Annotated in this window: 15 protein-coding genes; 12 read left to right on the forward strand and 3 right to left on the reverse strand. The window is 49.4% G+C overall.

The window, feature by feature from the left end:
• Nucleotides 1–58 precede the first annotated feature (58 nt).
• The 6 genes from SCIP_RS01420 to gmk all read left to right on the forward strand — a co-directional run bounded on the left by SCIP_RS01420 (nucleotide 59) and on the right by gmk (nucleotide 5,063).
• Nucleotides 59–1,306 (forward strand): methionine ABC transporter ATP-binding protein, encoded by a 1,248-nt coding sequence (locus SCIP_RS01420; protein WP_006292732.1) that lies wholly within the window; start codon nucleotides 59–61, stop codon nucleotides 1,304–1,306.
• A 110-nt stretch (nucleotides 1,307–1,416) separates the two neighbouring features.
• Nucleotides 1,417–2,016, forward strand: a complete 600-nt coding sequence (locus SCIP_RS01425) for a methionine ABC transporter permease (protein WP_231288010.1) — start codon at nucleotides 1,417–1,419, stop codon at nucleotides 2,014–2,016.
• Nucleotides 2,017–2,196: 180 nt separating this feature from the next.
• Complete coding sequence (gene efp / locus SCIP_RS01430; RefSeq protein WP_006292734.1) at nucleotides 2,197–2,760, forward strand: elongation factor P; 564 nt, start codon at nucleotides 2,197–2,199, stop codon at nucleotides 2,758–2,760.
• A gap of 14 nt (nucleotides 2,761–2,774) precedes the next feature.
• Nucleotides 2,775–3,305 (forward strand): transcription antitermination factor NusB, encoded by a 531-nt coding sequence (nusB, locus tag SCIP_RS01435; RefSeq protein ID WP_006292735.1) that lies wholly within the window; start codon nucleotides 2,775–2,777, stop codon nucleotides 3,303–3,305.
• A gap of 46 nt (nucleotides 3,306–3,351) precedes the next feature.
• Nucleotides 3,352–4,419 (forward strand): orotidine-5'-phosphate decarboxylase, encoded by a 1,068-nt coding sequence (gene pyrF, locus SCIP_RS01440; protein WP_006292736.1) that lies wholly within the window; start codon nucleotides 3,352–3,354, stop codon nucleotides 4,417–4,419.
• A complete protein-coding gene (gene gmk / locus SCIP_RS01445) occupies nucleotides 4,416–5,063 on the forward strand; it encodes a guanylate kinase (protein ID WP_006292737.1) in 648 nt (215 codons plus the stop codon). The genes pyrF and gmk overlap by 4 nt, the downstream gene beginning before the upstream one ends.
• Here the strand turns inward: gmk and SCIP_RS01450 are convergent.
• The 3 genes from SCIP_RS01450 to SCIP_RS01460 form a co-directional block, all read right to left on the reverse strand.
• Nucleotides 5,038–6,321, reverse strand: coding sequence for a PucR family transcriptional regulator (locus SCIP_RS01450; protein WP_081442794.1), 1,284 nt, complete (start codon nucleotides 6,319–6,321; stop codon nucleotides 5,038–5,040). The genes gmk and SCIP_RS01450 overlap by 26 nt on opposite strands.
• A gap of 242 nt (nucleotides 6,322–6,563) precedes the next feature.
• Nucleotides 6,564–7,751, reverse strand: a complete 1,188-nt coding sequence (locus SCIP_RS01455; protein ID WP_006292739.1) for a sensor histidine kinase — start codon at nucleotides 7,749–7,751, stop codon at nucleotides 6,564–6,566.
• Nucleotides 7,748–8,389: a response regulator transcription factor gene (locus tag SCIP_RS01460; RefSeq protein WP_006292740.1), complete on the reverse strand. Its 642-nt coding sequence runs from the start codon at nucleotides 8,387–8,389 to the stop codon at nucleotides 7,748–7,750. Before SCIP_RS01460 ends, SCIP_RS01455 begins: the two co-directional genes overlap by 4 nt.
• Nucleotides 8,390–8,765: 376 nt before the next feature.
• Here SCIP_RS01460 and SCIP_RS01465 point away from each other — a divergent pair, with 376 nt between their 5' ends.
• The 6 genes from SCIP_RS01465 (at nucleotide 8,766) to SCIP_RS01490 (ending at nucleotide 22,412) form a co-directional block, all read left to right on the forward strand.
• On the forward strand, nucleotides 8,766–9,731 hold the full coding sequence (locus SCIP_RS01465; RefSeq protein ID WP_048349252.1) for an ABC transporter ATP-binding protein: 966 nt from the start codon (nucleotides 8,766–8,768) through the stop codon (nucleotides 9,729–9,731).
• Nucleotides 9,732–9,758: 27 nt separating this feature from the next.
• Nucleotides 9,759–10,481: an ABC transporter permease gene (locus tag SCIP_RS01470; protein WP_231287952.1), complete on the forward strand. Its 723-nt coding sequence runs from the start codon at nucleotides 9,759–9,761 to the stop codon at nucleotides 10,479–10,481.
• Nucleotides 10,482–10,611: 130 nt separating this feature from the next.
• Nucleotides 10,612–15,324: a PD-(D/E)XK nuclease family protein gene (locus tag SCIP_RS01475; protein ID WP_050752357.1), complete on the forward strand. Its 4,713-nt coding sequence runs from the start codon at nucleotides 10,612–10,614 to the stop codon at nucleotides 15,322–15,324.
• 32 nt (nucleotides 15,325–15,356) lie between these two features.
• Nucleotides 15,357–20,093: an ATP-dependent DNA helicase gene (locus tag SCIP_RS01480; RefSeq protein WP_006292744.1), complete on the forward strand. Its 4,737-nt coding sequence runs from the start codon at nucleotides 15,357–15,359 to the stop codon at nucleotides 20,091–20,093.
• A 186-nt stretch (nucleotides 20,094–20,279) separates the two neighbouring features.
• Nucleotides 20,280–21,077: a GNAT family N-acetyltransferase gene (locus SCIP_RS01485; protein WP_115672896.1), complete on the forward strand. Its 798-nt coding sequence runs from the start codon at nucleotides 20,280–20,282 to the stop codon at nucleotides 21,075–21,077.
• Nucleotides 21,078–21,095: 18 nt separating this feature from the next.
• The gene (locus SCIP_RS01490) at nucleotides 21,096–22,412 is read left to right on the forward strand and encodes an MFS transporter (protein WP_006292746.1); all 1,317 of its coding nucleotides are present in this window, start codon (nucleotides 21,096–21,098) and stop codon (nucleotides 22,410–22,412) included.
• The last annotated feature ends 101 nt before the right edge of the window (nucleotides 22,413–22,513 follow it).

A 22,513-nucleotide genomic window follows, 5' to 3' on the forward strand; every position in this document is an offset into this window, starting at 1 on the left:
GACCATAAAGGCAGACCATGCTGTACATACGGTAAGTACAGAGCGAAAGGATAAAGCAGTGGCAGCTGATAGGACAGATCAGATTGGCAGTGACTCAGATAAAAGGGACATTATTGTTTTTGACCATGTGACCAAAAAATTCCCCGGTACCGGCAGGAAAGATCCTTCTCACCTGGCAGTTGATGATATTTCCTTTACTGTCAGGAAGGGCGAGATCTTTGGCATCATAGGCTATTCTGGCGCGGGAAAATCCACACTGATCCGTCTGATCAATCAGCTGGAACGTCCCAGTCAGGGGAAGGTGCAGGTTTTTGGACAGGAAGTCACTGCTTTATCTGAGTCAAAGATGCGGCCTATTCGTCAGAAGATCGGAATGGTTTTTCAACAGTTCAATCTTTTTGCCTCCAAGACTGTTGCCGGAAATATTGAGTATCCCCTCATTCAGGATCAGTGGAGGAAGGATTACCGTCAGGCTCGGGTAGCTGAATTGCTGGATTTTGTGGGGCTGACCAATCAGTCCAGGAAATATCCCAGCCAACTTTCAGGCGGACAAAAACAGCGTGTAGGCATTGCCCGGGCCCTGGCCACTCATCCTGATATTCTCCTGGCGGATGAGGCCACCAGCGCTTTGGACCCGCAGACTACCGGGGAAGTTCTGGAGTTGCTCCAAAGAGCTAATCATGATTTTGGGGTTACTATTGTTCTCATTACTCATCAAATGGATGTAGTCACCCGCATTGCTGACCGGGTTCTGGTTATGAGCCAGGGCAAGGCAGTAGAAGAAGGACCGCTGTACCGGGTTTTTGCTCATCCCCGGCAAAAGATTACCCGAGATTTTGTAGCGACAGCTATCAACTCCATTCCCAGCCAGGAAGAAGTTGCCAAGCTTCGGTCCCATCTTTCCGACAGAGAAGACAGACTGGTTACCGTTATTATGCGGAACCCTGATCCTTCCCTGGAAATCACGCCTTCCGGGCAGAGGATTTCTTCCATGCTTACCCACAGGGGAATTACCAATACCATTCTGGTTGGGGGAGTTCAGGAAGTAGCCCAAAAATCTCTGGGTGCTTTCACCTATATTTTCCACAGCGATGATGGGAAGCTGGACACATACATTCAGCAGCTTCGTTTGGCTAACTGCATTGTTGATTTTGGCAGCTTAGATAATCCTATTGATTATGACCAGGCCCTGGCTGCTTATGAGCATAATGAAGAGGACAGGCTGCAGGCTGTCCGCAATCAGAATTGGCAGTTGAATTATGATCAGTACGTGGAAGAGAAATCAACAAATCAGGAAGGAGAATAAAGATGGGACTGACAGGTATAGTTTCTGCCGCTGCCAACGAAAAATGGTTGGATTTTACCTCTTATATACATGACGGGTCTTTAGGCACTGCGATTGCGGAAACACTGGAGATGGTTTTTCTGACCCTGCTCATCGGCGGTATTCTGGGACTGATTTTGGGAGTAGTTCTCTGGGGAACCAGGCCAGGCAATCTTTTTGGCAATGCTGTTGTCTATAAAATACTGGACGTTATTATTAATTTGATCAGGCCTATACCTTTTATCATCTTTCTCGCTGCCATGCAGCCGGTAACTATTGCCGTCATCGGTACCTCTATTGGAACGGCTGCCGCCATGTTCCCCATGATTATCATGTGTACTGTAGCCTCATCCCGCCTGGTGGAACAAAACCTAGTATCCACTGATCCGGGTGTAATTGAGGCAGCCCGATCTATGGGAGTGTCCAAATTTGGCATTATTACTACGGTCTTGATTCCTGAATCCCTGGCTCCTCTGATTCTGGCCTATGCCTTCCTCTTTATTTCAGTTTTAGACATGTCAGCTATGGCCGGTTACATTGGCGGCGGCGGAATCGGTAATTTTGCCATCGCATACGGTTATCAGAAATTCAACCCTTATGTAACCTGGGCGGCTGTCATTATCATGATTATTCTGGTTCAGATTGTGCAGGGGATTGCCAACGCCTTTGCTAAGCGTCTTCTCAGGCGGTAAGGTATGCTGGCGGTGATGAGGAGGTGAATTCACGGCGGCAGCCGGCGGAAGGCGGGGATAAGTAAAGAGTAGTCGGCGCAGCCGGAGTCGGACCGGATTGTACTCGTTTATCCCCTGTGGCATAATTAATGAGAATTTTACTAGCAGAAATCCAACAGGAAAATTTTTTGAGGGTTAATTATGGCGCAAACGTCAAATGATATTAAGAACGGATCCGTTATCAATCTGGACGGCAAACTGTGGAAAGTCATTAAGTTTCAGCATGTGAAGCCGGGTAAGGGGCCTGCTTTTGTTCGCACGACCATGCAGGAAGTGCTAACCGGAAAGATTGTTGATAAGACCTTTAATGCCGGCGTCAAACTGGACTTTGAAACTGTTGACAACAGGAATCTTCAGTATTCCTATCGTGACGGAGACAACTTTGTTTTCATGGATATGCAGACCTATGATCAGATTTTCATTCCTGAGACCTTAGTTGGTGATCAGCAGAAGTTCCTTCTGGAAGGTACGGACTGCATCGTTTCTTTCCATGATGATGAGCCCCTGGCAGTGGAACTGCCCGCTTCCGTTATTCTGACTGTTTCTCACACTGAACCTGGTCTCCAGGGCAATCGGTCATCTGCTGGCACTAAGCCGGCAACTGTTGAAACCGGTGCAGAGATTCAGGTCCCCCTGTTCATCTCCGAAGGGGAAAAGGTCAAGGTAGATACCCGCGACGGTTCCTACCTGGGCCGCGAAAACTAAGAGTTGTCGGTTTTATGGCACGGTCTACTGCGCGTAAACGCGCTCTTAATACTTTGTATGAGGCAGACGAGAAGGGACAGGAAATCCTGCCCCTTCTTGATGAACGTCTGGCTTTTCCCGGGGCCCAGACCCCCTTGCCTGCTTACGCTCAGGATATTATCCGCGGAGTTGCCTCTCATAGGCGAACTATTGACAGGGCTATCAATGAGCATTCCACAGGTTGGGATGTGAAGCGGATGCATGTACTGGACCGCAATATTGCCCGTATTGCCGCCTGGGAAATTGTCTATAATGATGAAGTCCTGGCCAAGGTAGCCATTGATGAGGCTCTGGGACTGGCTAAAATATACAGTGACGGAGAAGCTCCTAATTTTCTTCATGGACTTCTCAGCGCCATTGAACGTGACGCTGAGTCCATCCGAACTGAGGAACAGGAATGGCAGGAATACAGGGCTTCGTTGGCAGCTCAGGCTGAGGAGGCCGACGCTGGCGAAACATCCGAATCGCCGGACTCGCCTCAAACTCCTAAGAATTCAGCCGAATAGTGTTTTGTGACCCCCTTTACTGTTGAAAGTCACTACAATAGAAAGTATGGCTACATCATCCGGTACTTTGTCGACTGATCCCATCAGACAGGAATTTGGTTTTCGGCTCAGTGACTCTATGAAGAGGCATGGGCACATCTGTGTTGGTATAGATCCTCACCGCAAAAATCTGTGGGACTGGGGCTATTCTGTTGATCCTCAGGGTGCTGAGCTTTTTGCTATGCGTATGCTTCAGGCGGCTGAAGGCAGGGCTGCAGCTGTTAAATTTATGATGCCCATGTTTGAACGTTATGGGTCAAAGGGAATTGCTGCCTTGGAGCGTGCTCTGTATGCAGCCCATCAGATGGGCTTGATCACCATAGTGGATTGCATGAGGGGAGGTCTGTCAACCACCCTGTCATCTATAGCCGATGCCTATCTTAAATCCGGCGGTCCCCTCTATACCGATGCTATAACCCTTATTCCATACTATGGTTTTCATTCCTTGAATGGTTTGATTGAAGATGCCCTCAACCGGGGGCACGGGGTTTTTATTGCCTCCCTCACCTCGAACCCTGAAGCTTCCAACCTGCAGACTGCCATTCGCCAGAGGGGTGAGTACAAGGGTCATACAGTGGCTTATGGGGTTGCTCAGGGGGCTCAGAACTATAATAAGGGCTTCTCTGGCATGGGATCTGTAGGTCTTGTTATTGGAGCGACTGTTGGCCGGCAGATGGATATTAATGGAATTGATCCTTCTGCTTTCACCGGTCCTATCCTCTCTCCTGGTTATGGCTGGCAGGGAGCCCGGGGCAAGGACCTGGAGGTCGTTTTTGCCGGTACTCATCATAATGTTCTGGTTACAGCTGCCCGGGCCATCGCTGCTTATGGGCCTGATATTTCATCGCTGAAGAAGAAGATTGATGAGTACAAGGCAGATATTCAGCGGTCTTTCGATGATATGGATGCCAGAATTGAAAAAGGGGAGACAGTTGGCCAGATTGTCCAGGATCTGTCTGACGACGGCAGTACCGCAGTCGAGGCTCCTAATTCGGCTGCGGCTTCTAATCCCACTGACAACAATACTGATTCCAATACTGATTCTTCAAACACCAGTGCACATGGAGGAAAATGATATCTGACAATACTGATACCCGCGAGATTGATACCTCTGAGATTGATACCTCTGAGACTGACCATGGTGCTCAACGCCGCTTGGTAATTTTGGCTGGTCCTACTGCCGTAGGTAAGGGAACAGTGGAAAAAGCCGTGAGGGCTGCGCATCCTCAGCTGTGGATTTCTGTCTCTGCTACCACTCGCCAGCCTCGGCCAGGAGAGACAGATGGGGTAGACTACCATTTTGTATCTACAGAGGAATTCGAACGGATGGAGCGCGAGGGCCAGCTCCTGGAATTTGCCCTGGTTCACGGAACAGACTACTACGGAACTCCCCTTAAACCGGTCTTAGAGCACTTGAAAAAGAATCTTCCATCTTTGCTGGAGATCGATGTTCAGGGAGTTCATCGGGTGAAGGCACGGGCCAAGGAATTGGGTCTTAACCCAGTGTATGTTTTTCTTGCCCCGCCCAGTTTTGATGATCTAAAGAAGCGGCTTCAGCAGAGGCACACGGAAACTCCGGACCAGCAGGAGCGCCGGTTGGAAACAGCCAGGAAAGAGCTGGCCCAGGAAGGCGAATTTGACATTGTTATTGTTAATGATCAGGTAGATAAAGCAGCCCGGGCTCTCTGGGATGTTATTGAAGGCGAGTATCAAGTTTAGGAACAGAATCCACAGTATCTGCCGCATCTTCCTGACTTTCCCTGTAACGGCCGATTTTTAAGGCAATGCGGAGAGAATAAGCCTCGTCAGGATTCATGGGGTCCCACCCGGTCAGCTCAGTTGCCCGTCTCAGACGGTAACGAACTGTATTAGGATGAATAACCAGATCTTGCGCTGTTCTATCCAGAGAGCTGTTTTTCAAGAGAAAATGTTCCACAGTGGGAAGGATCTCATTCCTCTTACCAGAATTCTTCAGAATCTTATAGATGTTGTATAGCTGATCTGAAGCGACTGAATCCCCAAAAAGTACCCGATCGGCAACAATATCATCGGCGTAGAGAGGGTGGGGAGGGTCGATTTCCATGACACTGGCAAAAAAGCCGTTGTACGCAGCTCTTAGGCTATGAGAAGCTCCTGTATACCCCTGCGCTCGCGGTCCTACGCACAGGCAGGCTGACTCACAGAAGAGGGGGGTGATGGTGTGAAGAATGGTCTCAAAATTTTCATCGCTGGGTCCGCCTACTACAACGGTAAAAATGGAATTAGAATGAGAACCCATAATTACCTCAGCACCTAAATTTTGAACTGCCAGGTGAGCCTGGGCCTGGTGAAACCCAGCCTTCATCTCTGAATGAGTATCAGCTTTGATTCTGCCTACTGCTGCAAAGAAAATGGTTGAGTCATCCCAGTCGTAGGCGCTCATGCGGGACTGCAGGGACAGGTCCAGGTTTCCTGACAGCAGCGCATTGAGTGCCAAACTTTCCTCGCGAGCCATCCACCTGCTGCGAGTTTCAGCGACTTCGGCATACACACTGGCCGCTGAGAAGGAAACTTCACGGGAATAGTAGAGAGCGGCTTCGTAATAGTCGCGTTCTTTCCCCTTTGGGGCGACAATATCAATATTTTCGGTAATAATGTCTACCACAATTCTGGTGGCTTCCAGCACATTAGCCAGGCTGATAGCCCGGGCGGTTTCAATGGGTGCTATGGAGAAGAGATGATCGGCGCTGATTTTCTCCCTCTTCTCTATAGGCTCAGGTAAATTAGCCCAGTCCAAATAATCGTTGATTGCCGAAAGAATAATGATATCCAGGAATTCTCTTTCCTGATTTCCCAGAACGGGATACCAGTGCGCAAGCTTATTCATCCGGTTTTTGCTCATGAGTAAGAGCTTTTGGGCTAATTTAGTCAGATGCTCGTCATCTGCAGTGCCTGATTGGTGTACAGATTGGTTGGTTCTCGTTGTGGTCTGTGTCATCTTGCTCCGTTCATTGCTGGTAGGCACTCACTACAGTGCAGAAACTATTAATTTGTAGAAATCTACAAAAGTCCTTTCTCTTATAGACTTATTCTTATTGTTCTACAGTATTACTAGGTGAGGAAATTCACTACAGAAGCGGATTTTTAGTTGGCAATATTGAGATAATGCACAAAATTGTGCATATTTATCGTTATAATAAATTTAATTTTGTAGATTTTAACATATTTGCTAATTAGTAGCTAACGGTCTTTGCAGGGCAGAAAAGCATATAAAAGCCATTGGCCCCCTTCTCTGCTCCAGCTAAGAGAACCTCCCAGGCTTGTGATCAGCTGCCGGTGCATGGTCAGTCCCTTCCCTGAAATCTCAGGCTCAGGCAGAGCTACGGTTTCGTGGGCATCGTTTAGCTGGCGGATTTGGACCCCCTGCTCGTCAAAAGTCACAAATAAATCGAAGGAGTGAGGCCCTGGCACTGCATGCCTCTGAATGTTTGTAAATATTTCTGCCAGCAGTGATTGAAGAGCGTCGTATGTTTCTTTCCGGAATGACGGCTCCAGCTCTGTAATCTGAATATTTCCCTTATATCCCAGCTTCGCATGATGTGCCTGCAGGCAAGCAAGATAGGTTTTTAAATCATTGCCGCATGGTGGTTTTTCACTATTGTCCGATTCTTTTTGCGAATCTGTGTGAGAAAGGAGGGAAATAATTTCGTGGATATGGCGAAAAGCGTCATCTGTCCGTGAAGCCACTAACTGCCAATCAGATACAGACCGGTCGGTGTGGTTAATCTCTGGTCCTCCTTTGTCGCCGGTAATGTGACTATTTGCCAGAAGAGAAATATCAGAGAGAGCGTTTGTCAGGGAGTCATGAAGGCGAATGGCAAATTTATTGCGTGTTTCCAGATTTTTGAGTCTTTCCAGGTCGAGTAACTCTCTGCTCCTGCGCTGCTGAGCTGCAATTGCTTCCTGATGCTGTTTAAGAGCAATGCCGGAAAGGAAACAAGTTATGCACAGAATGACTGCTGTAATCCAGTATATAAATTCCCATCTTTGAGTAATCAACTCGATGCCGCTGTGAGCCAGAACAGTTGCAGCAAGGGCAAAAGCTGATTCGGCCAGAGAGCACATGTAGGCAAGAATTCCCAGGGCAACCATTTCTGCAGACAGAAGGAATGGCTGGTTATTGCCTTCAGCAAAAGGTGCCATACAGGCCAGGACCAGAATTATCCATGAAGCCTGTCTGGGGAAAGCAGGAAGGAATAAAAGAGCAAGAAAATAACAAGGATAGAGGCACCAGAAAATGATATACGGTGATGCAATTTGTATAATTTCAATGACGGAAAGAATGATTGACAGGATAGATAAAGTGATAACCCAATTATGCTGTGTATATTTTTCAATAAATATTGTTTTGAAATGATGCATAGTCATAGAGGGAAATCCCCTTGTTTGTAGGATAGCCAGGCAGCAATAAGAGCCCTATTATTTGGTGCTTTCAACTTGTCTGCAGCATGTAACAAATGAGTACGGACCGTAGTACGACTGATATCAAGCTGATCGGCAATAGCAGACATCGGTATGCCCTGTGACCACAGATCAACAACTTCTGCTTCACGCGGAGACAAATCACTTGCTTGATTCTCTTTTAATAAGTGGAAAGCCTGCGAAGCCGTGAGGAAGTGTTCATTCTTATTATCTGCGAAACTACAGGGTAGGGGCCTTCCTGAGGAAACTGATTCTATCGCCCTTGCTATTTCCTGCAGACTGTTTTTATGAATCAGGCCCTGAGCTCCTGAATAATAGGCAGGACGCATGAAACGATCAATGGGAAACGAGCTCATCATAATAATGGTGGTCGTAAAATTTTCTTGACGAATTTCTTTGCAAACAGTCAAACCATTGATGTCTGTCATGGAAATATCTGCCAGGAGTACAGAAGGCGGGTGGTGAGAAGTGCATAATTTTATTGCTGAAGAACCTGAGTCGACTGGTTTAAGAATTTCAAACTTATCAAGAATTTTTTGTAATCCGGCAGAAAGTATTGCTAAGGCGAGATGATCGTTATCCATAATCAGGATTGTCTTGTTAAGACTCATATCAGTAGATTCCTTTTAATTCGCGTCCTTAGCCATACTGCTTATTCTACTCAGCAAGAAGATAAGAAGAGTGCGTTATCCTCACTTTTGAGGATAAAGATATACATAAAAAATAATCCTAGTTATACTACAAGAACATGCTGTAAGGCGTGAAAGTATTCATTTATGAAAGGAGATGAAATGAACGTACAAGTACAACGTGTCCCAATTGATGCTGCTCACGTTTCATGGGCTGTATTTTAGGGATTACTAAAATAATAAGTTCTAGATTTCCTATGAAGTGGAAATGGAAACTATCACGACTGGGAGATCTTTAATTATTATAACGATAGAAAAAGAATGTGAAATAATGGCAACGAGAGCTACAAGCCTGAATAATTTATCTGTTTCATCTCTGTATAAACGTTATAGAGGTAGTAAAAAATATGCTTTGGAGGATGTCACTTTTTCGCTTTCCCCAGGTACCATAACAGGGGTTCTGGGCCATAATGGAGCTGGTAAATCTACACTTTTGGGCTCGATTGTAGGCAGTGTAAAAGTATCTTCCGGCAGGGTTGACTATGGTGGTGAAAATCTCACTGAGTCTCCCCGACGTGCAAGAGAGATATGCGCTTTTATGCCGCAGTCATATGTTCCTCTGACGGGGGTTACTCCTGCAGAAGCATTAAGCTGTGTGACCGGTATGAGGGGACTGCCTTCTTCCAGAGGGGAAGCCTATGTGCACGAGTTTATGGAAGCTCTCGATATTTCTGAATACATGGATATCCCTGGCGACAAGCTGTCTGGAGGGTGCCACAGGCTGGTGTCTCTGGGAATGGCGGTTGTCCAGCACTCCAAAGTAATTCTCCTGGACGAACCTACCAATGATGTGGATCCCATTCGCAGAAAGTTGTTGTGGACTTTGCTCAGGCAGCTTGCAGATCAGGGGAGTTCTATACTTGTTGTTACTCATAACCTTGAAGAAATACAGGCAGTTGCAGATACTCTTCTCGTGTTTGATCAAGGCCATTTATTGGTAAACTCAACTCCGCAGGATTTTGCTGCCTTATCTGAACTGACTTATTTTACGGTCAATGGGAATTATCCTCGTGAACGACTGCTTCGTTTGCCCTTGGTGAATATTCAGCATAACGGGAATGATATGGTTCTCAGCTGTCCCAAGAGCGAGGGAGGAATAATAATGCAGCATTTAGCTGAGGCCTTCAGAGAAGACAAATCGCTGACTTTCTCTGTCTCTCAAGGAACCATTCAAGAAGCTTATGAACAGCTTGTCGGGAAAGAAACCGAAAGTAATATAAATAAATTAATGGTATAAATTGAAGGGAGATGTGCAATGCGGTTAATGAGAAGTTGGTCACTGACCAGATGGAGTTTTCTTAGGCATAGGTTTCTTTTTGTGTCTTTCACTCTTTTGCAGACTATGTTTGCCCTGGCGATCGTTTACGGGCTGACCATTATGATTGACATGACCGGAAGTAATTCTATGGCAGACATCAATACCGGGGTATGGCAGCTTTGTCTTATAACTATTGGCTGTAATCTTGCTCCTCAGATGATGGCAGGCTCTATAGAGGAAGGTTTTATGGAGTATCAAAGGAATCTGCCGGTATCCAGACTGGGAATTCTCCTATCTGATTGGGTTATTTGGACACTGGTTTCTGCACCAGGAGTTGTGGTGGCAATTTTGGCTGGATGGCTGAGGTTCCGTCTTGTTCCTCATCATATTTTTCTTCTTGCAGTGGCCCTGATCTGCTGTATGATCAGCAACCTTGCCTTTGGTTATACAGTTGCTTTATGGTTTTCCAAAGATACAGTAACGATTCTAGGCCAGGCCATCATGTTCATAGCAATGCTTTTCTCCCCTATTCTTTATTCGGCGGATAAGCTTCCCCCGGCGATTGTGAAATTTCATAACTGTCTTCCTTTTGTTCCTATGCATAGGATTATTAGTGCACTCGCTTTTCCGGAAACGGGAACTGTTCAGAGAATGGACTGCCTGATTGTTGCCCTCTGGTTCCTGCTCTGCTTCTCTATTTGCATGGCCGGACTGTACAGGAGAAAATGAAGGCCGTGTGTGCCTGTGACTGTGACTATTCTCTGACTACGGGCAGCTGCCTTGTATCTTTACCGTGATATGCTTTTCTGTTCCGGAAGGAAAGATGACCGGACTGGAAAATTGAGGCAAAGGGGCGGCTGTGGGTATAAAAGTCACTCAGGGGCAGGCATATCAGGATGCTTATGCCCTGATTCAGGATGCCTGCTCCCGGCAGCCGGGAAGCGAATCAGGACAAGCTCTGGTAATTTATGGCCCTCCCAACAGTTCAAAAACCAGCCTTGCTCTGAGGCTTTCCCTGGATGCGCTGAAAATTCTCAGCAGTCAGGAGGGAAGGGGACAGCAGGAACGGTTAGCAGTGTCCTCCCGTCACGCCCAGTCTGTGGCCCTGGTCACGTCAACAGGCCGACATACCAAGGAAGCCAACCAAGTTCTCCTGGATAACATTGCTGTTTCTGCTAAACCCAGAATTGCTCAGACTATCAATGCTTTAGCCTTTGGTCTGCTGTCTGCTGTTCGTTCCAGCCAGGGTCTTACTCCTCCCAAGTACCTGGATGCGGCGGATCAGGATGCTCTTCTGCACCATCTCATGGAGGTACATAAATCACATGCGCAGAGTGGCGATTTATGCTCTACCTGCATGCTTTTGCAGGAATTTCTGAAGGAAACATCCTACCAGTCAGGAGTGCAGGCAGACGGTTTTGGTGACTTTGCTGATTCTGTGAGTCCAACAGACGCAAATTTAGCCTACACGGATTCCGGCCAAACAACGAGTGACCTTTTTTCCCGCCAGCTTAATGATGATTTTGCTGATGCTCTCCGCTCTCTTTTTGCCCGTATGAATGAAGTCGGTGCTCATCATGGAGTCCAGAAAACGATTGTGAATTTGGCTGGAAACGGCTCCAATCTGCGCCTGCGCTATGCTTGGGAAGTGGCTTTTGCCCTCAGACAGGAGTATGCCCAGGCAGTGGAAGAGTTAAATGAGCGCCGGGGAAAATTCAATGTTGACAGCTCCTATCTGCTGATTCAAGCTCAGCGATCTCTGATGCGCCTGCAGGAAGCTGGTCAGTTGGATAGGATTCAACAGTTTCTTCCTCAGGTCGTGATTGTGGATGACGCCCAGGATTTAACCCTGGCAGCTGCCGCCTTCCTGGGGCAGCTACAGGCGTCTGGGGCCAGCCTGATTCTGCTAACATGTCCGGATGAGGCTGCCCAAACCTTCCGTGGCTCGTATCCTGAATACTTGAGCACAATCCTTAAAAAAGAGCCCTTCTTTGCTCAAGAACAGACTCTGACCACTCCCTCTGTCGGCGGCAGCCAGTCCAACCGGTCTCTTGATGCCCTGGCGGCAGCCATCAGCTTGTCTATCATCTCGCCAGTGCAGTTGGAGGAATCAGTGGCATCCAGACCCTGGAAAATAAGCAGGGATCCTGACTGCCCTCTTCCTGTGCCGGATTCCTCTTTTGCTGCTTTGTGGTACCCAACAGCTGAAGATGAAAGTCAGGCTGTTATTGATTCTCTCATGGAACGGCATCTGGGCCGGGACAAAATCCCCTATGACAATATGGCCATTATTGCCCATGACAGTGCAGACGTTGATACTTATGCGGCCGCCCTTAGGCAGAGGGGAGTTGCTGCCCGTGTGACCCAGGTGGGAACCCCGCTGGCTCAAAGTCCGGCAGTCAATGGTTTGTTTTCCATGATTCGTCTTTGCCAGATTAGCAAAAAGCCTATGGAAGAACAATTGTCTGCACTTTCCCTGAACCGTTTGTCACGTCGGGTGCAGTCTCTGGCAACTGCTCTCCTGGATGGACCGTATGCCTATGCGGCTGGATCTTCTGGAAGAAAAATTCGGGCTGGATCGGTGTGTACTGTGCTTACTGCTGTCAGTGATATGGTGAATTTCGCCAGTCATAGCCGGCAGGCTGGGACAGATAGCACTGCTTTAAGCCATGAGACTCATGAGACTTCAGAGCGCCAGACATCTGATTACCGTCAGGCTGATCTTGTCTCGAATCCCTTGGACTGGATACAGGAGCAAGTAAAAACCTTGTCTGATTTATCCAATCAATTGGCACCGATTCGAGCGCAAAAACAGTCTTCTCTGGGGTACACAGCCTTGTCTGAAACTGTCGACCCCAGCAGCTCCTCAGAGACCTCCGTGGATTCTGACCCTTCCCTTCTTTTGCTGATTTTGCTAACAACAGGGCAGAAAGAATTCACAGCCCTCTCTTCCTTTATTCGCAATACCAGCAGTCGTACAGCCAAGCACAGTTGCAGTGATTTCCTTGATTTAATTGACCGCTGCAGAAGAATTTCCCTGAATCCACGCCTGAGAGTGATAGATATTGTGCAGTCAGCTTGGACTCAATCCGGTCAGGCAGATCGGTGGAAAAATCTGGCCCGGCAGTCGGAAGAACAGACTGCCAGAGCCGGAGCCAATGAGTGGCTGGACACTTTGGTTCGTCTCTTTACTGAGGCTGAGGCTACGCAGAAGTCTCTAACCTCGATCGATGATTTCATGGATCACGTCAGTGGACAGGACATTGCTGCCGACTCCCTGGCAAGGAAAGCTCCTGTAGAGAACGCGGTCACCGTCTTAACTCCGGCTGCAGCTGCCGGAGAACACTGGGATTATGTCTGGCTGGTTCACGTTCAGGATGGGATCTGGCCTAATCTGACCCTGCGTGATCAGCTTTTTGCTGCTGATGATTTGACTGATGCCATGCTTCAAGGGCGAATTTTTGAGCAGGATCAGCGCTACAGGGAGCATGTTTCTGCTGTTTTACAGAATGAAAAGAAGAGTTTCCTTATTGCCGTTACCAGAGCCAGGAAGGCTTTGTCCATCAGCGCTGTAGCCAACGACAAGGACAGCCCGTCGGATTTCTTTGCAGTCTATATGCCACAAGGAATCGTCCCTGCCCACAGATCAGAAAGTTCCCAAAGAAGCGAAAAGGCAGGGTCAGAAGCCGACAGTGTGTCCTATCCGGTCTCTGATTGTCCAGTTTCTGATCGCGGCCTGGTGGCCCGCGCTCGCAGTTTGGTTTCTGCCGAGCTGGCACAGCGTCTTGTCTCCGGTGCTTCTGGCGCTCCTGGTGCTCCTGGCACCAGCCCCGTTCAGACGGCCGGCAAGACGGATAAAAGGGACGATCATCAGGATCAGGCTGACAGCCAAGTTTCCTATCAGAATTTATCTGCCAGGTCTCAGGATGCTGTAGATTGCCTGGCCCTTCTTGCCCGGGATGGTCTTGATATAGCCCAGCCGGATCATTGGGCTTTTTATCAGGACAAAGCCAATCCTATGCAGCAGAATCAGGATCTACCTGACAAATCAGCCCAGAGCAATCGGACAATCACCCTGTCTCCCTCAGCTGTAGATGCCGCCTGGGATTGCCCTATTTGTTATCTTTTGGACCGCAAACTCCACGGTCCTTCGGATTCCTCCTTAGCTACCAGCTATGGAACCCTCATTCATGCCGTCGCCCAGGAAGCGACAGAACAAGGCTTGGACCTGCTGTACGGACAGGAATACGCCCAGGCTGCTGACAGCAAACAGCAGGAAATCCTGGTCAGTCTGACGGGCAAGCTGAAGGAAATATACGGGCAGAAAAAAATAGAAATCGATACCAGCATCATGACTGAAGATGTGTACAGGGCTGTAAGGAATGACTCTCAAACCGACCTGGTTCTTCAGCGTTTGGCTTTTTATTTCCTGGAATCCCAACGGCATGATTATGCTCAGGCCGGCGGCAAAACGGGGCTGGATTTCACTCCTCCTATGGGGACTTTGGTCAAGACTCAGGCAGAATATGAGTTCAGCTCCCATTTCACTATGGAAGACATTCGGTACGCTTATAACAGGATTGATGAGGCTGCTCCGGTCAGTCAAACAACCTTCTTCCATATGATGGATCAGCTGGCAGGAGGCTTTCCCCAGGAGATTAGCCAGGATGATTTCTATCACTGTGTCATAGCCCTTAAAGGAAGCATCGATCGGTTGGAAACACGACGTTTCAACCAGAATGGCCAGATTAAGGAGTATCAGCGGATTATTGACTATAAAACCGGTCGCAGTCTTAAGGCTTCCAGTACATTTACTGATCTGCAGTTGGCCTGCTACCAGCTGGGACTCATCTTTGAAGATCCCTGTGAAGATCCTAAGCAGTCAGGGAATTCTGAGGAGGATAGTGCCCGCCGGGCAGCTAACAGAACTGACGCTGACCGTCAGCTTCTTTTCGGTCAGGCTCCCCAGATTTCTGAGGCCAGTCTTTTTACCCTGATGACCTCGCCTTTGCCAGCTGCCCGCGGAAAAGAAGTGATAGGGGACCAGGGAGTCTTGGATGTGGCTGCAAGTCGGTCAGCCACATCGCTAATTCCTGAGCTTTATTATCAAAGTCCTTTGTTTGAGCAGGGCCATATTACTTCCTGGCAGGGAACATCTGTCAAGGGGAAGAAGACTTTCTCCCTGAGCGGTGGGCCGGCCAGGCCCTACCTGACCAACTGGGACAAACTGTTTACCAGTAATCAGCGTAATCCTGTCAGCCTGGTTCGTCCCAGCTCGGCCAGCGACCAGGAGTGGGAGCGAATCAAGCGGGAACAGTCCATCAGCCACCCTGATAAATCCTATGCTAACCACAGCAGCAATGGACCGGCCACTACCTGGGCCCTGTCTATGATATCGAGGATTTTCTTTGCCGCTTCCCTGTCTTTGACAGATTCTGTCCATCTTGGTGCTCTGGTACCTAATAAGGATCATCTTGCATACTGCAGGTATAAGGATGGTTCAGCCGGTCATCAGACCCTCTGCCCCTTGTGCGCAGCAGAGATGGAGACAGTTATGAGAAGGGATAGGTGAGATCTGTGAAGTTGCTACAGGGGGAATTATCAATGCCTGCCGGATCTGAATCATCATCGGAAAGACAGACTAAGACCGCGAAAAATAAGGCCCGGAAAGATGAGGCCAGTCAGCAGCAAAACAGGATTATTTTCGCTCCCGCCAATCAAGATTTGCTGATTGTCGCCGGGGCCGGATCAGGCAAAACTCATGCCATGACTGAAAGAATTATCACTCTTATTAAGAGGGATCACATAGATCCCAACCGGATTCTAGGGCTGACTTTTACCCGCAAAGCGGCGGCAGAACTGCTTTCCAGGGTTACCAAGGAAGTTGCCGCTGCGGCAGATCCTTATGACAGCTCAGTTGACCGGGGTTTTATGCATCCTCAGGTTTTTACCTATGATGCTTTTTTCCAGTCCATCGTCCGTCAGTACGGGGCTTTGGTAGGTATGAGCTCGGACATTGTTCCTCTGAGTCAGGCCGGTCGCTACCAGCTGGCATCTGAGGTTGTCAGCACTCATATCAGACCGTATATTGCCGATATGATTGCCGAAGACAATGACAATGATGCCTCTTCTTCGGCTTCATCCTCTTCAGGCGGTCAGGGGCAGGAAGCTGACTCTTCTCAGGCTGATGACCAGGGATCTTACGCCGCCCTCGTTAAGGATGTGCTTGCCCTCTCTGCCGAGCTGTCCAACTCTATGATCAGCCCTGATTGTCCTGGAATAAAGGAGGCTGTGGACCAGGTTAGCAGGTGGGATCAGGCTTTTCTGGATCTTGTAGACCGGTATGCAGCCCAGGCTGACTCGGAGGCTGACTCGGGGACTGGCCGGGAGGAAGATAAAAAACCGCTTGACTCCCGCCTGCTCGACATGCAGAAGGCCACCCGGCGGCGGCAGATGCTGCTGGAAATGGTCTTGGCATATGATCAGGCAAAGAAAGACCAATCTTTGGCTGAATTCAGTGACTTTACCATAGCAGCCTTTCAGTTGGCCCTGCGTTACCCTTGGATTCGGTCAGAATACAGGGAGAAATTTTCCCATGTTTTTCTTGATGAATACCAGGATACGTCCACCACGCAGGCCAAACTTCTGACCCTCCTCTTTCATGATCCTCTTCCCGGCGCTGAATCTGCACCTACCTATGTGACGGCTGTGGGGGATCCTTATCAGTCTATTTATGCCTGGCGGGGGGCCAGTCCTGGCGCATTCAGCCTTTTCCTGAAAGATTATGGGATGAAGGAGGAAGAGATCGAAAGGATGAGCTATACCTGGAGAAATCCTGCCCTGGTCCTGGATGCTGCCAACCGGCTGACCAATCCCATTCGGTCGGACCAGGCAGATCCCTTAAGGCAGGCGTCAGCTATTACCCGTCAAGAAGTATCGGTAGATCAGTTGTCTTACATTGACAGCAAAGATGATGCCACTGTGGGCCTCATGGGCTATCCTACTGTTGCCCAGGAGGCAGATGGTATTGCCCGTTTTGCACACGAGGCAATCAAGCAGGCTCATCAGCGGGTGGATGCCAGGAAGGCAGCACACGGGTTCAAGAACGAAGAAGAGTATTGGGCTGAATATGGCAAGACGCATGTGGCCCTTCTCTTGAGGGCTAAAACTCATCGAAATATTTACTGCCAGGCCCTGTCCCGCCTGGGACTGACCTATGAGATTGCCGGTGATCAGTCATTATGGGACCGGCCGGATTCGCAGGATTTGCTGGCCCTGCTCAGCCTGGTAACCGATCATACTGATTCGGCCTCAGCCCTGAGGCTGTTGGCTACCGATAGGTTCGGCCTGTCTAAGAATGATTTGTCAGTCCTGTCTTATATGGCCCAAAGCCTGGATAATGATTATAAACGTCAGGCCCTGCAGCAGCTGACAGACCAGAAAAGACAGGAAGGAAACGGGACAGGTCAGGAGGTTAGTGACAGGGAGTTTCGCCAGCTTCGGGGACAGCTGCCGACAGGAGTTTACCTGACAGATCTGCTGGAATGGGACGATTTTCCTGACTCTTACCGGCAGTGGGCCGACAGTCATCGGGAGACACAAGCCATCAGCCAGGTGGGGCTTCAGCAAATTGCCAAAGCATCGGCTATGATCCGTGATCTTGATGCCCATCTGGACCAACCTATCGAAGATGTCGTCTCGTATGCCAGCAAACTTCTGACTCTGGATATTGATGCTTCAGTTAGTCAGGCCATAGCACAGGGTTGGGCTGCCGATACTCCCTCCCGATCCTGCCTATCAGCTTTCCAGGATCTGGCCCAGACTTACGCCCGGGAGATTGCAGACGGACAATCTGCCACTTTGACCGGTTTCGTTGCCTGGCTGACGGCCAATAAGGAGAATCCAACCGATGAGTTTGTCGGCGGATCTGTTCTCAGTGACAATCCTGATGTGGTTGTGATGACCGTCCATCAGGCGAAAGGTCTGCAATGGGATGCAGTTGCCGTGGGAGGCATGGGGGCTCAGACTTTTCCCTCCAACCAGGGAGACAGGTTGGCGGTCAGTCTCCTTCCTCACTGTGACTCTCAGGGCAAACCGACTGATTGTGATTATGCATCTGAGTTGGTCACCAGCAGCAGGCAGTCTTCAGATTATGTTCTTAAGCCTGGGGTTTGGGATGGATCTTTTATGACCGGCAGGCAAAAAACTTATGACAGGGCTACCAGGGCCTACAGGGATCCTGACTACTTTACTCAATCCTACACCTGGCTGACTGCTGCCACGGCTGTTCCTGCCCCGGTCAGATCTGACCGGGATCTTCTTCCTGCTTTTCCTGATGCTGCTAATCTGGCTGAAGCCTTTCCCACCTGGACAGATTTAGAAAGAGCTGTTTTTGATTCTTCCCAGGCCCAGCAGGTGAAAAAGGCAAACCAGGCTTTGTCTAAAGGAAAACAGAGCTATAGGGCCGTTGTTGATAACCTCTATCAGGCGGTAGCCAGGAAAGACACAGATGCTGTGAACTTTATTCTGAACAGGGATGAAGCCGGGAAGAAGAAACCGACAAAAGATACCTTGACTGTGGCTGAAGGGGCAGTAGCTGAAGCTTTGAGCGCCTTATACGGTCGGGGGAGGGAAGAAACCAGCTCCTCAGAGAACAAGGGGGAGAGAATGAGCCTGGCAAGGGAAATCTCCGGTCAGCTTTTGGAAGATGAGCGCCGCCTGGCTTATGTAGCTCTCACCAGGACTGAGCATGATCTCTTTCTGACTTTTTCTGAGCACCAGACTGATCCTTTCGATCCTCACGAGTACGATCGGGTTCATTTTGCCCAGGCCGGCCAGGCTCTGGGGGATGGTGCTTCCATCTCTTCCATGCGCAAGTGGGTTGATAATCAGGCCCTGAAACTGGAGTCGACAGCCTCGGTATTCTGGCTGGAACTTTTCAGCAGGTATTCCAATCCTGAAACCTGTCCAGAAGATTATGCGGTGTGTCCGGCTGAGGATCCTTTTTATAGCAATGATTCCTATAGCCAGTTGCCTATGGGACTGTTTCTTGGCGGCCGGGCCGAACTTTTTCGCTCGCAGGTAGTGGACCAGGCTCTCAGGGAGTCTGAACAAGCTCGGATTAAAGATCCTGATGTGGTATGGCCTCAGGGATCAGCCTCTGACGACTTGGTTGATAAGGTCCTGGCGGCCAGCGCTGGCCTGGTCCAGCAGAGGATAAGGGAACTGACAAATGCGAATTCCGCTGACCAGGTTCCGGATGATCGGCAGAGTCGGCAGGAGCAGACACTGACAGCTGCAGCACGACGTCTTGTTGCTGACCGGGCTCAGACCCGGGCAAGGTCTCTCCAGCCCAATCGGGTTTCGCCAGCCGGTCAGATCTTCACCTCTGCACAGCAGACAGGAATCGTCTATGTGACTGCTATTCAGAAAAGCTTTGCTGCTCATCTTCAGACACAGTCAGACGGGGGCAAGGACCAGAAGAGCCTGAGGAGCAGCATGAGCCTAGGATCTGGATCTGCTCAGAAAAAGAAGAAGCAGACTTCGGGGCAGTCTTATCAGTCCAGCCACGATCTGATTTACCGGCCCATGCCCCGAGCCAGCTCCTTGCAAGCGCAGCATGGAACAGAATTTCATGAATGGGCACAGGAGTTCATCCTGCCTTCATCCTTGTCTTCGCAAGGAGAGCACCTCAGCGGACAAGCCTGGAAGGAATACAGGCAGAAAATAAGCCGCGAGGTTGCACAGGAGGTAAGCCGGATAACAAATCTAATGTCGGCCCCTGCCGAGGGTGGACAGACAGATGTGCCTCAGCTTCTACGGTGGAAAAATAACCTTCTTCATTCGGTCTGGGCCGGCAGGGAGGCATGGGCTGCGGAGCAGTCTATCACCGATACGATTGAAGGAGGGGACGGCAGCATTTATCATCTTCGAGGTTCCCTGGACGCGGTCTTTTATGGCCGTCTTAATGATGATCCCAATAATCCTACTGAGAATTTTTATACAATCGTTGACTGGAAGACAGGGCATAAACCCGGCAGGCCGGCTGAGAAGGCGGAGAAGCTGGCCCAGCTTGATATTTACCGCCTCATGCTCAGTGATTTGCTGGGAATTGGCATCGATCAGATTGAGGCTCAGCTCTACTACCTGGATGAAGATAGGCAGGAAGACCGGCCCATCACCTGCCCTATGCGGTCTCGAAATCTCATTCTTTCTTCTCTCCAGCAAACTCTGAAAGACAGACTTGCCACTGGAATTTTGGATGATGCTGACGATATGGTTGATCCCGATTCCAACCTGAAAACCTGGTCAGATGAAGACTGGTCAGATGAAGAAGAGTAAAGCGGCTGAAGGACTATAAGCATAGTATAAATATACAATATTAATTTGCTTGATACTTGCCCTTTCATTCCGCGATTATGCGCTTATCTATAAGCAATTTTACTAAAGGAAGAGGTTATATTATGCTGGATTATTATGCAAAATGGACAGAGCGATAATAGACACAATGGACGGAGTGAACAGACCATGCGGACCGCGCAAGCCCTGGATAGGCCGGTAATCGACAGCATCAGCCTACCGACTGCTTTTGCAAGCCCTATCACTCTGCGCTCTTTGAGGGAAACAGACATTGACCGCCTGGCTGCGATTACGCAGAAGGCCTGGTTCAAACCCCGCATACCCAGCAGCCTGGTGAATGGCCACAGAGCGGACGAAGGCTGGCAGGATGCCCAGGGCCACCGGAGATTTTTTGCTGCAAAGTATGACTTTCTTTGGTATCTTAACAAGTGCACACATGCCCTGGTGGCCGATATTGCCGGCAGGGTCAGCGGGGTCATTCTGACGGACCTTTTTGCCGGTCATGAAGATGGGATCCAGGCGCTGAGCGGGCAGGACAGGCTTTTTGAACAGTACGATAAGTGGATAAAAACTGCTGTGCCCGATGGGAGCAAGATTGCGACAAGCATCCAGGAGGATGATCTCAAAACCAACCACCTGGCGGAAGCTGTTCGTCGAGACAGTCAGGCTGAAATCGTTCTTTTTATTGTCGATGACACTGTCAGAGGCCAGGGCGTGGGCAAAACTCTCTGGCAGGCAATGATACAGTTTTTGTCCACGCACGGTGTGGATAATTATTACCTCTATACCGATACAGAATGTAATTTTATGTTTTATGAGTATCAGGGTCTGACCCGGGTGACTGAACAGCTGAATGCTTCCGGTCCTGTAGGGGAGCCCCTGGATAAGTTTATTTATCAAGGGTCTGCTGGGGAACCGAGGCTGAGAAAAAATTTCCAACCTGAAAATTCACAGCAGGAGAAATAGTCGAAAGGAAACAAACCCATGACAGGCGCTCCCTCTTCTGCCGGCGCACCGTCTCCATACGTCAGAATTTTTACCCTACCTGGGGCTCTGGCATTTTCTTCATCCGCAGCTGTGACCCGTATGCCCATGGCAATGGTCAGTCTAGGTATGGTTCTTACCCTTAACCATATTTATGGGGACTGGACCACTCCCGGCTTTATGACTGCCGCTTATGTGCTGGCTTCTGCTGCCGTTACTCCTGTCTATGCCCGTCTTTTCGATCGTTATGGGCAAAGAACAGTAGGTCTTCCTCTGATTATTTTGCAAGCTGTAGGCTTTGTTTCTTTAGCGCTCTGCGCCCAGGCTCATGTTTCCCTGGTCTTTCTGTATGCCTTGGCCATTTTCCTGGGACTGACTTCTTTCTCTGTTGGTGCCCTGGTCAGAACTCGCTGGGCTCGGGCAATGGCTGACGGAGGGGAAGACGGATCCCTCCTGGACACCGCCTATTCCTTGGAATCTGCCATCGATGAAATCGCTTTTATTTTTGGCCCTATTCTGGTGGCTTCTCTGGCAACAGCAGCCTCTCCGGTCCTGCCTTTTTATGTGTGTGCCCTCTTGGAGGGAATCGGAGGACTGATTTTCTTCTGTTTGCCTTCTGCCCACGGCAGAGCCATTCATACCCTGACTTCCATCAACCTGTCAACAGACCAGCCAGTAGAAGGGGAAAGCAAGCAGGAAAATGATCTGAGCTCGGTCAGCCAGACTGATCATGCCAAGAGATTAGCTTTCCTCTACCCGGGAATGATTATCCTCTGCCTGATTTTCGTCTTTTTTAACGCCAGCTTTTCTGCTTTCGATGTGACCATGACTGCCCTCATGCGGTCCATGGAAAAAGACAGTCTTCTGGGTCTTCAGCTGGCTCTGTTTGCTGTAGGTTCCTGTATAGGGGCTTTGATCTTCGGCTCCCGCCCTCATAGGGGGAACCCTTGGAGACGGCTCATCATCCTTATGACCTATCTTGCTGCCGGCTTCCTCCTCATTGCTCTCTTTTCTCAGATGCACAGCCTGGCGGCTATAGGGGTGGTGGAACTAGTGTCCGGGTTGAGTATTGCTCCGCTTTTTGCCACAGGAAACCTGATGGTTAAGCAAATCGTTCCCGCGTCTTCTTTGACTGAGGGCTTGTCCTGGCTGTCCACTGCGGGTACCATCGGATCAGCCCTGGGGTCGGCTTTCAGCGGACGAATTCTGGATTCCTGGGGAGCGTTTGGGGTCTGTCATCCTTGTGGATTTTGGTTGCAGTTGCCTGCCTGCTCATTCTGGTTGGTCAGGTCAGGTATGGGAGGGCACACACCCTGACAGCATAAAAGCTTGGGGAGTGAGTAGAATAGAGACGGATAGTGAGCGCTGCTGGCGGATCCAAGGCCCTGAGCTCACCATGAATATAGTGTTAAGGATAA

This window comes from Scardovia inopinata JCM 12537 (assembly GCF_001042695.1).
Lineage (GTDB): Bacteria > Actinomycetota > Actinomycetes > Actinomycetales > Bifidobacteriaceae > Scardovia > Scardovia inopinata.

Coding starts and splice junctions, on each gene's coding strand:
- nusB (WP_006292735.1), top strand. CDS start 2,775: ATGGCACGGTCTACTGCGCGTAAACGCGCTCTTAATACTTTGTATGAG.
- pyrF (WP_006292736.1), top strand. CDS start 3,352: ATGGCTACATCATCCGGTACTTTGTCGACTGATCCCATCAGACAGGAA.
- SCIP_RS01450 (WP_081442794.1), bottom strand. CDS start 6,321: ATGACACAGACCACAACGAGAACCAACCAATCTGTACACCAATCAGGC.
- SCIP_RS01485 (WP_115672896.1), top strand. CDS start 20,280: ATGCGGACCGCGCAAGCCCTGGATAGGCCGGTAATCGACAGCATCAGC.
- SCIP_RS01425 (WP_231288010.1), top strand. CDS start 1,417: ATGGTTTTTCTGACCCTGCTCATCGGCGGTATTCTGGGACTGATTTTG.
- SCIP_RS01460 (WP_006292740.1), bottom strand. CDS start 8,389: ATGGATAACGATCATCTCGCCTTAGCAATACTTTCTGCCGGATTACAA.
- SCIP_RS01470 (WP_231287952.1), top strand. CDS start 9,759: ATGAGAAGTTGGTCACTGACCAGATGGAGTTTTCTTAGGCATAGGTTT.
- SCIP_RS01480 (WP_006292744.1), top strand. CDS start 15,357: ATGCCTGCCGGATCTGAATCATCATCGGAAAGACAGACTAAGACCGCG.
- SCIP_RS01490 (WP_006292746.1), top strand. CDS start 21,096: ATGACAGGCGCTCCCTCTTCTGCCGGCGCACCGTCTCCATACGTCAGA.
- efp (WP_006292734.1), top strand. CDS start 2,197: ATGGCGCAAACGTCAAATGATATTAAGAACGGATCCGTTATCAATCTG.
- SCIP_RS01465 (WP_048349252.1), top strand. CDS start 8,766: ATGGCAACGAGAGCTACAAGCCTGAATAATTTATCTGTTTCATCTCTG.
- gmk (WP_006292737.1), top strand. CDS start 4,416: ATGATATCTGACAATACTGATACCCGCGAGATTGATACCTCTGAGATT.
- SCIP_RS01455 (WP_006292739.1), bottom strand. CDS start 7,751: ATGACTATGCATCATTTCAAAACAATATTTATTGAAAAATATACACAG.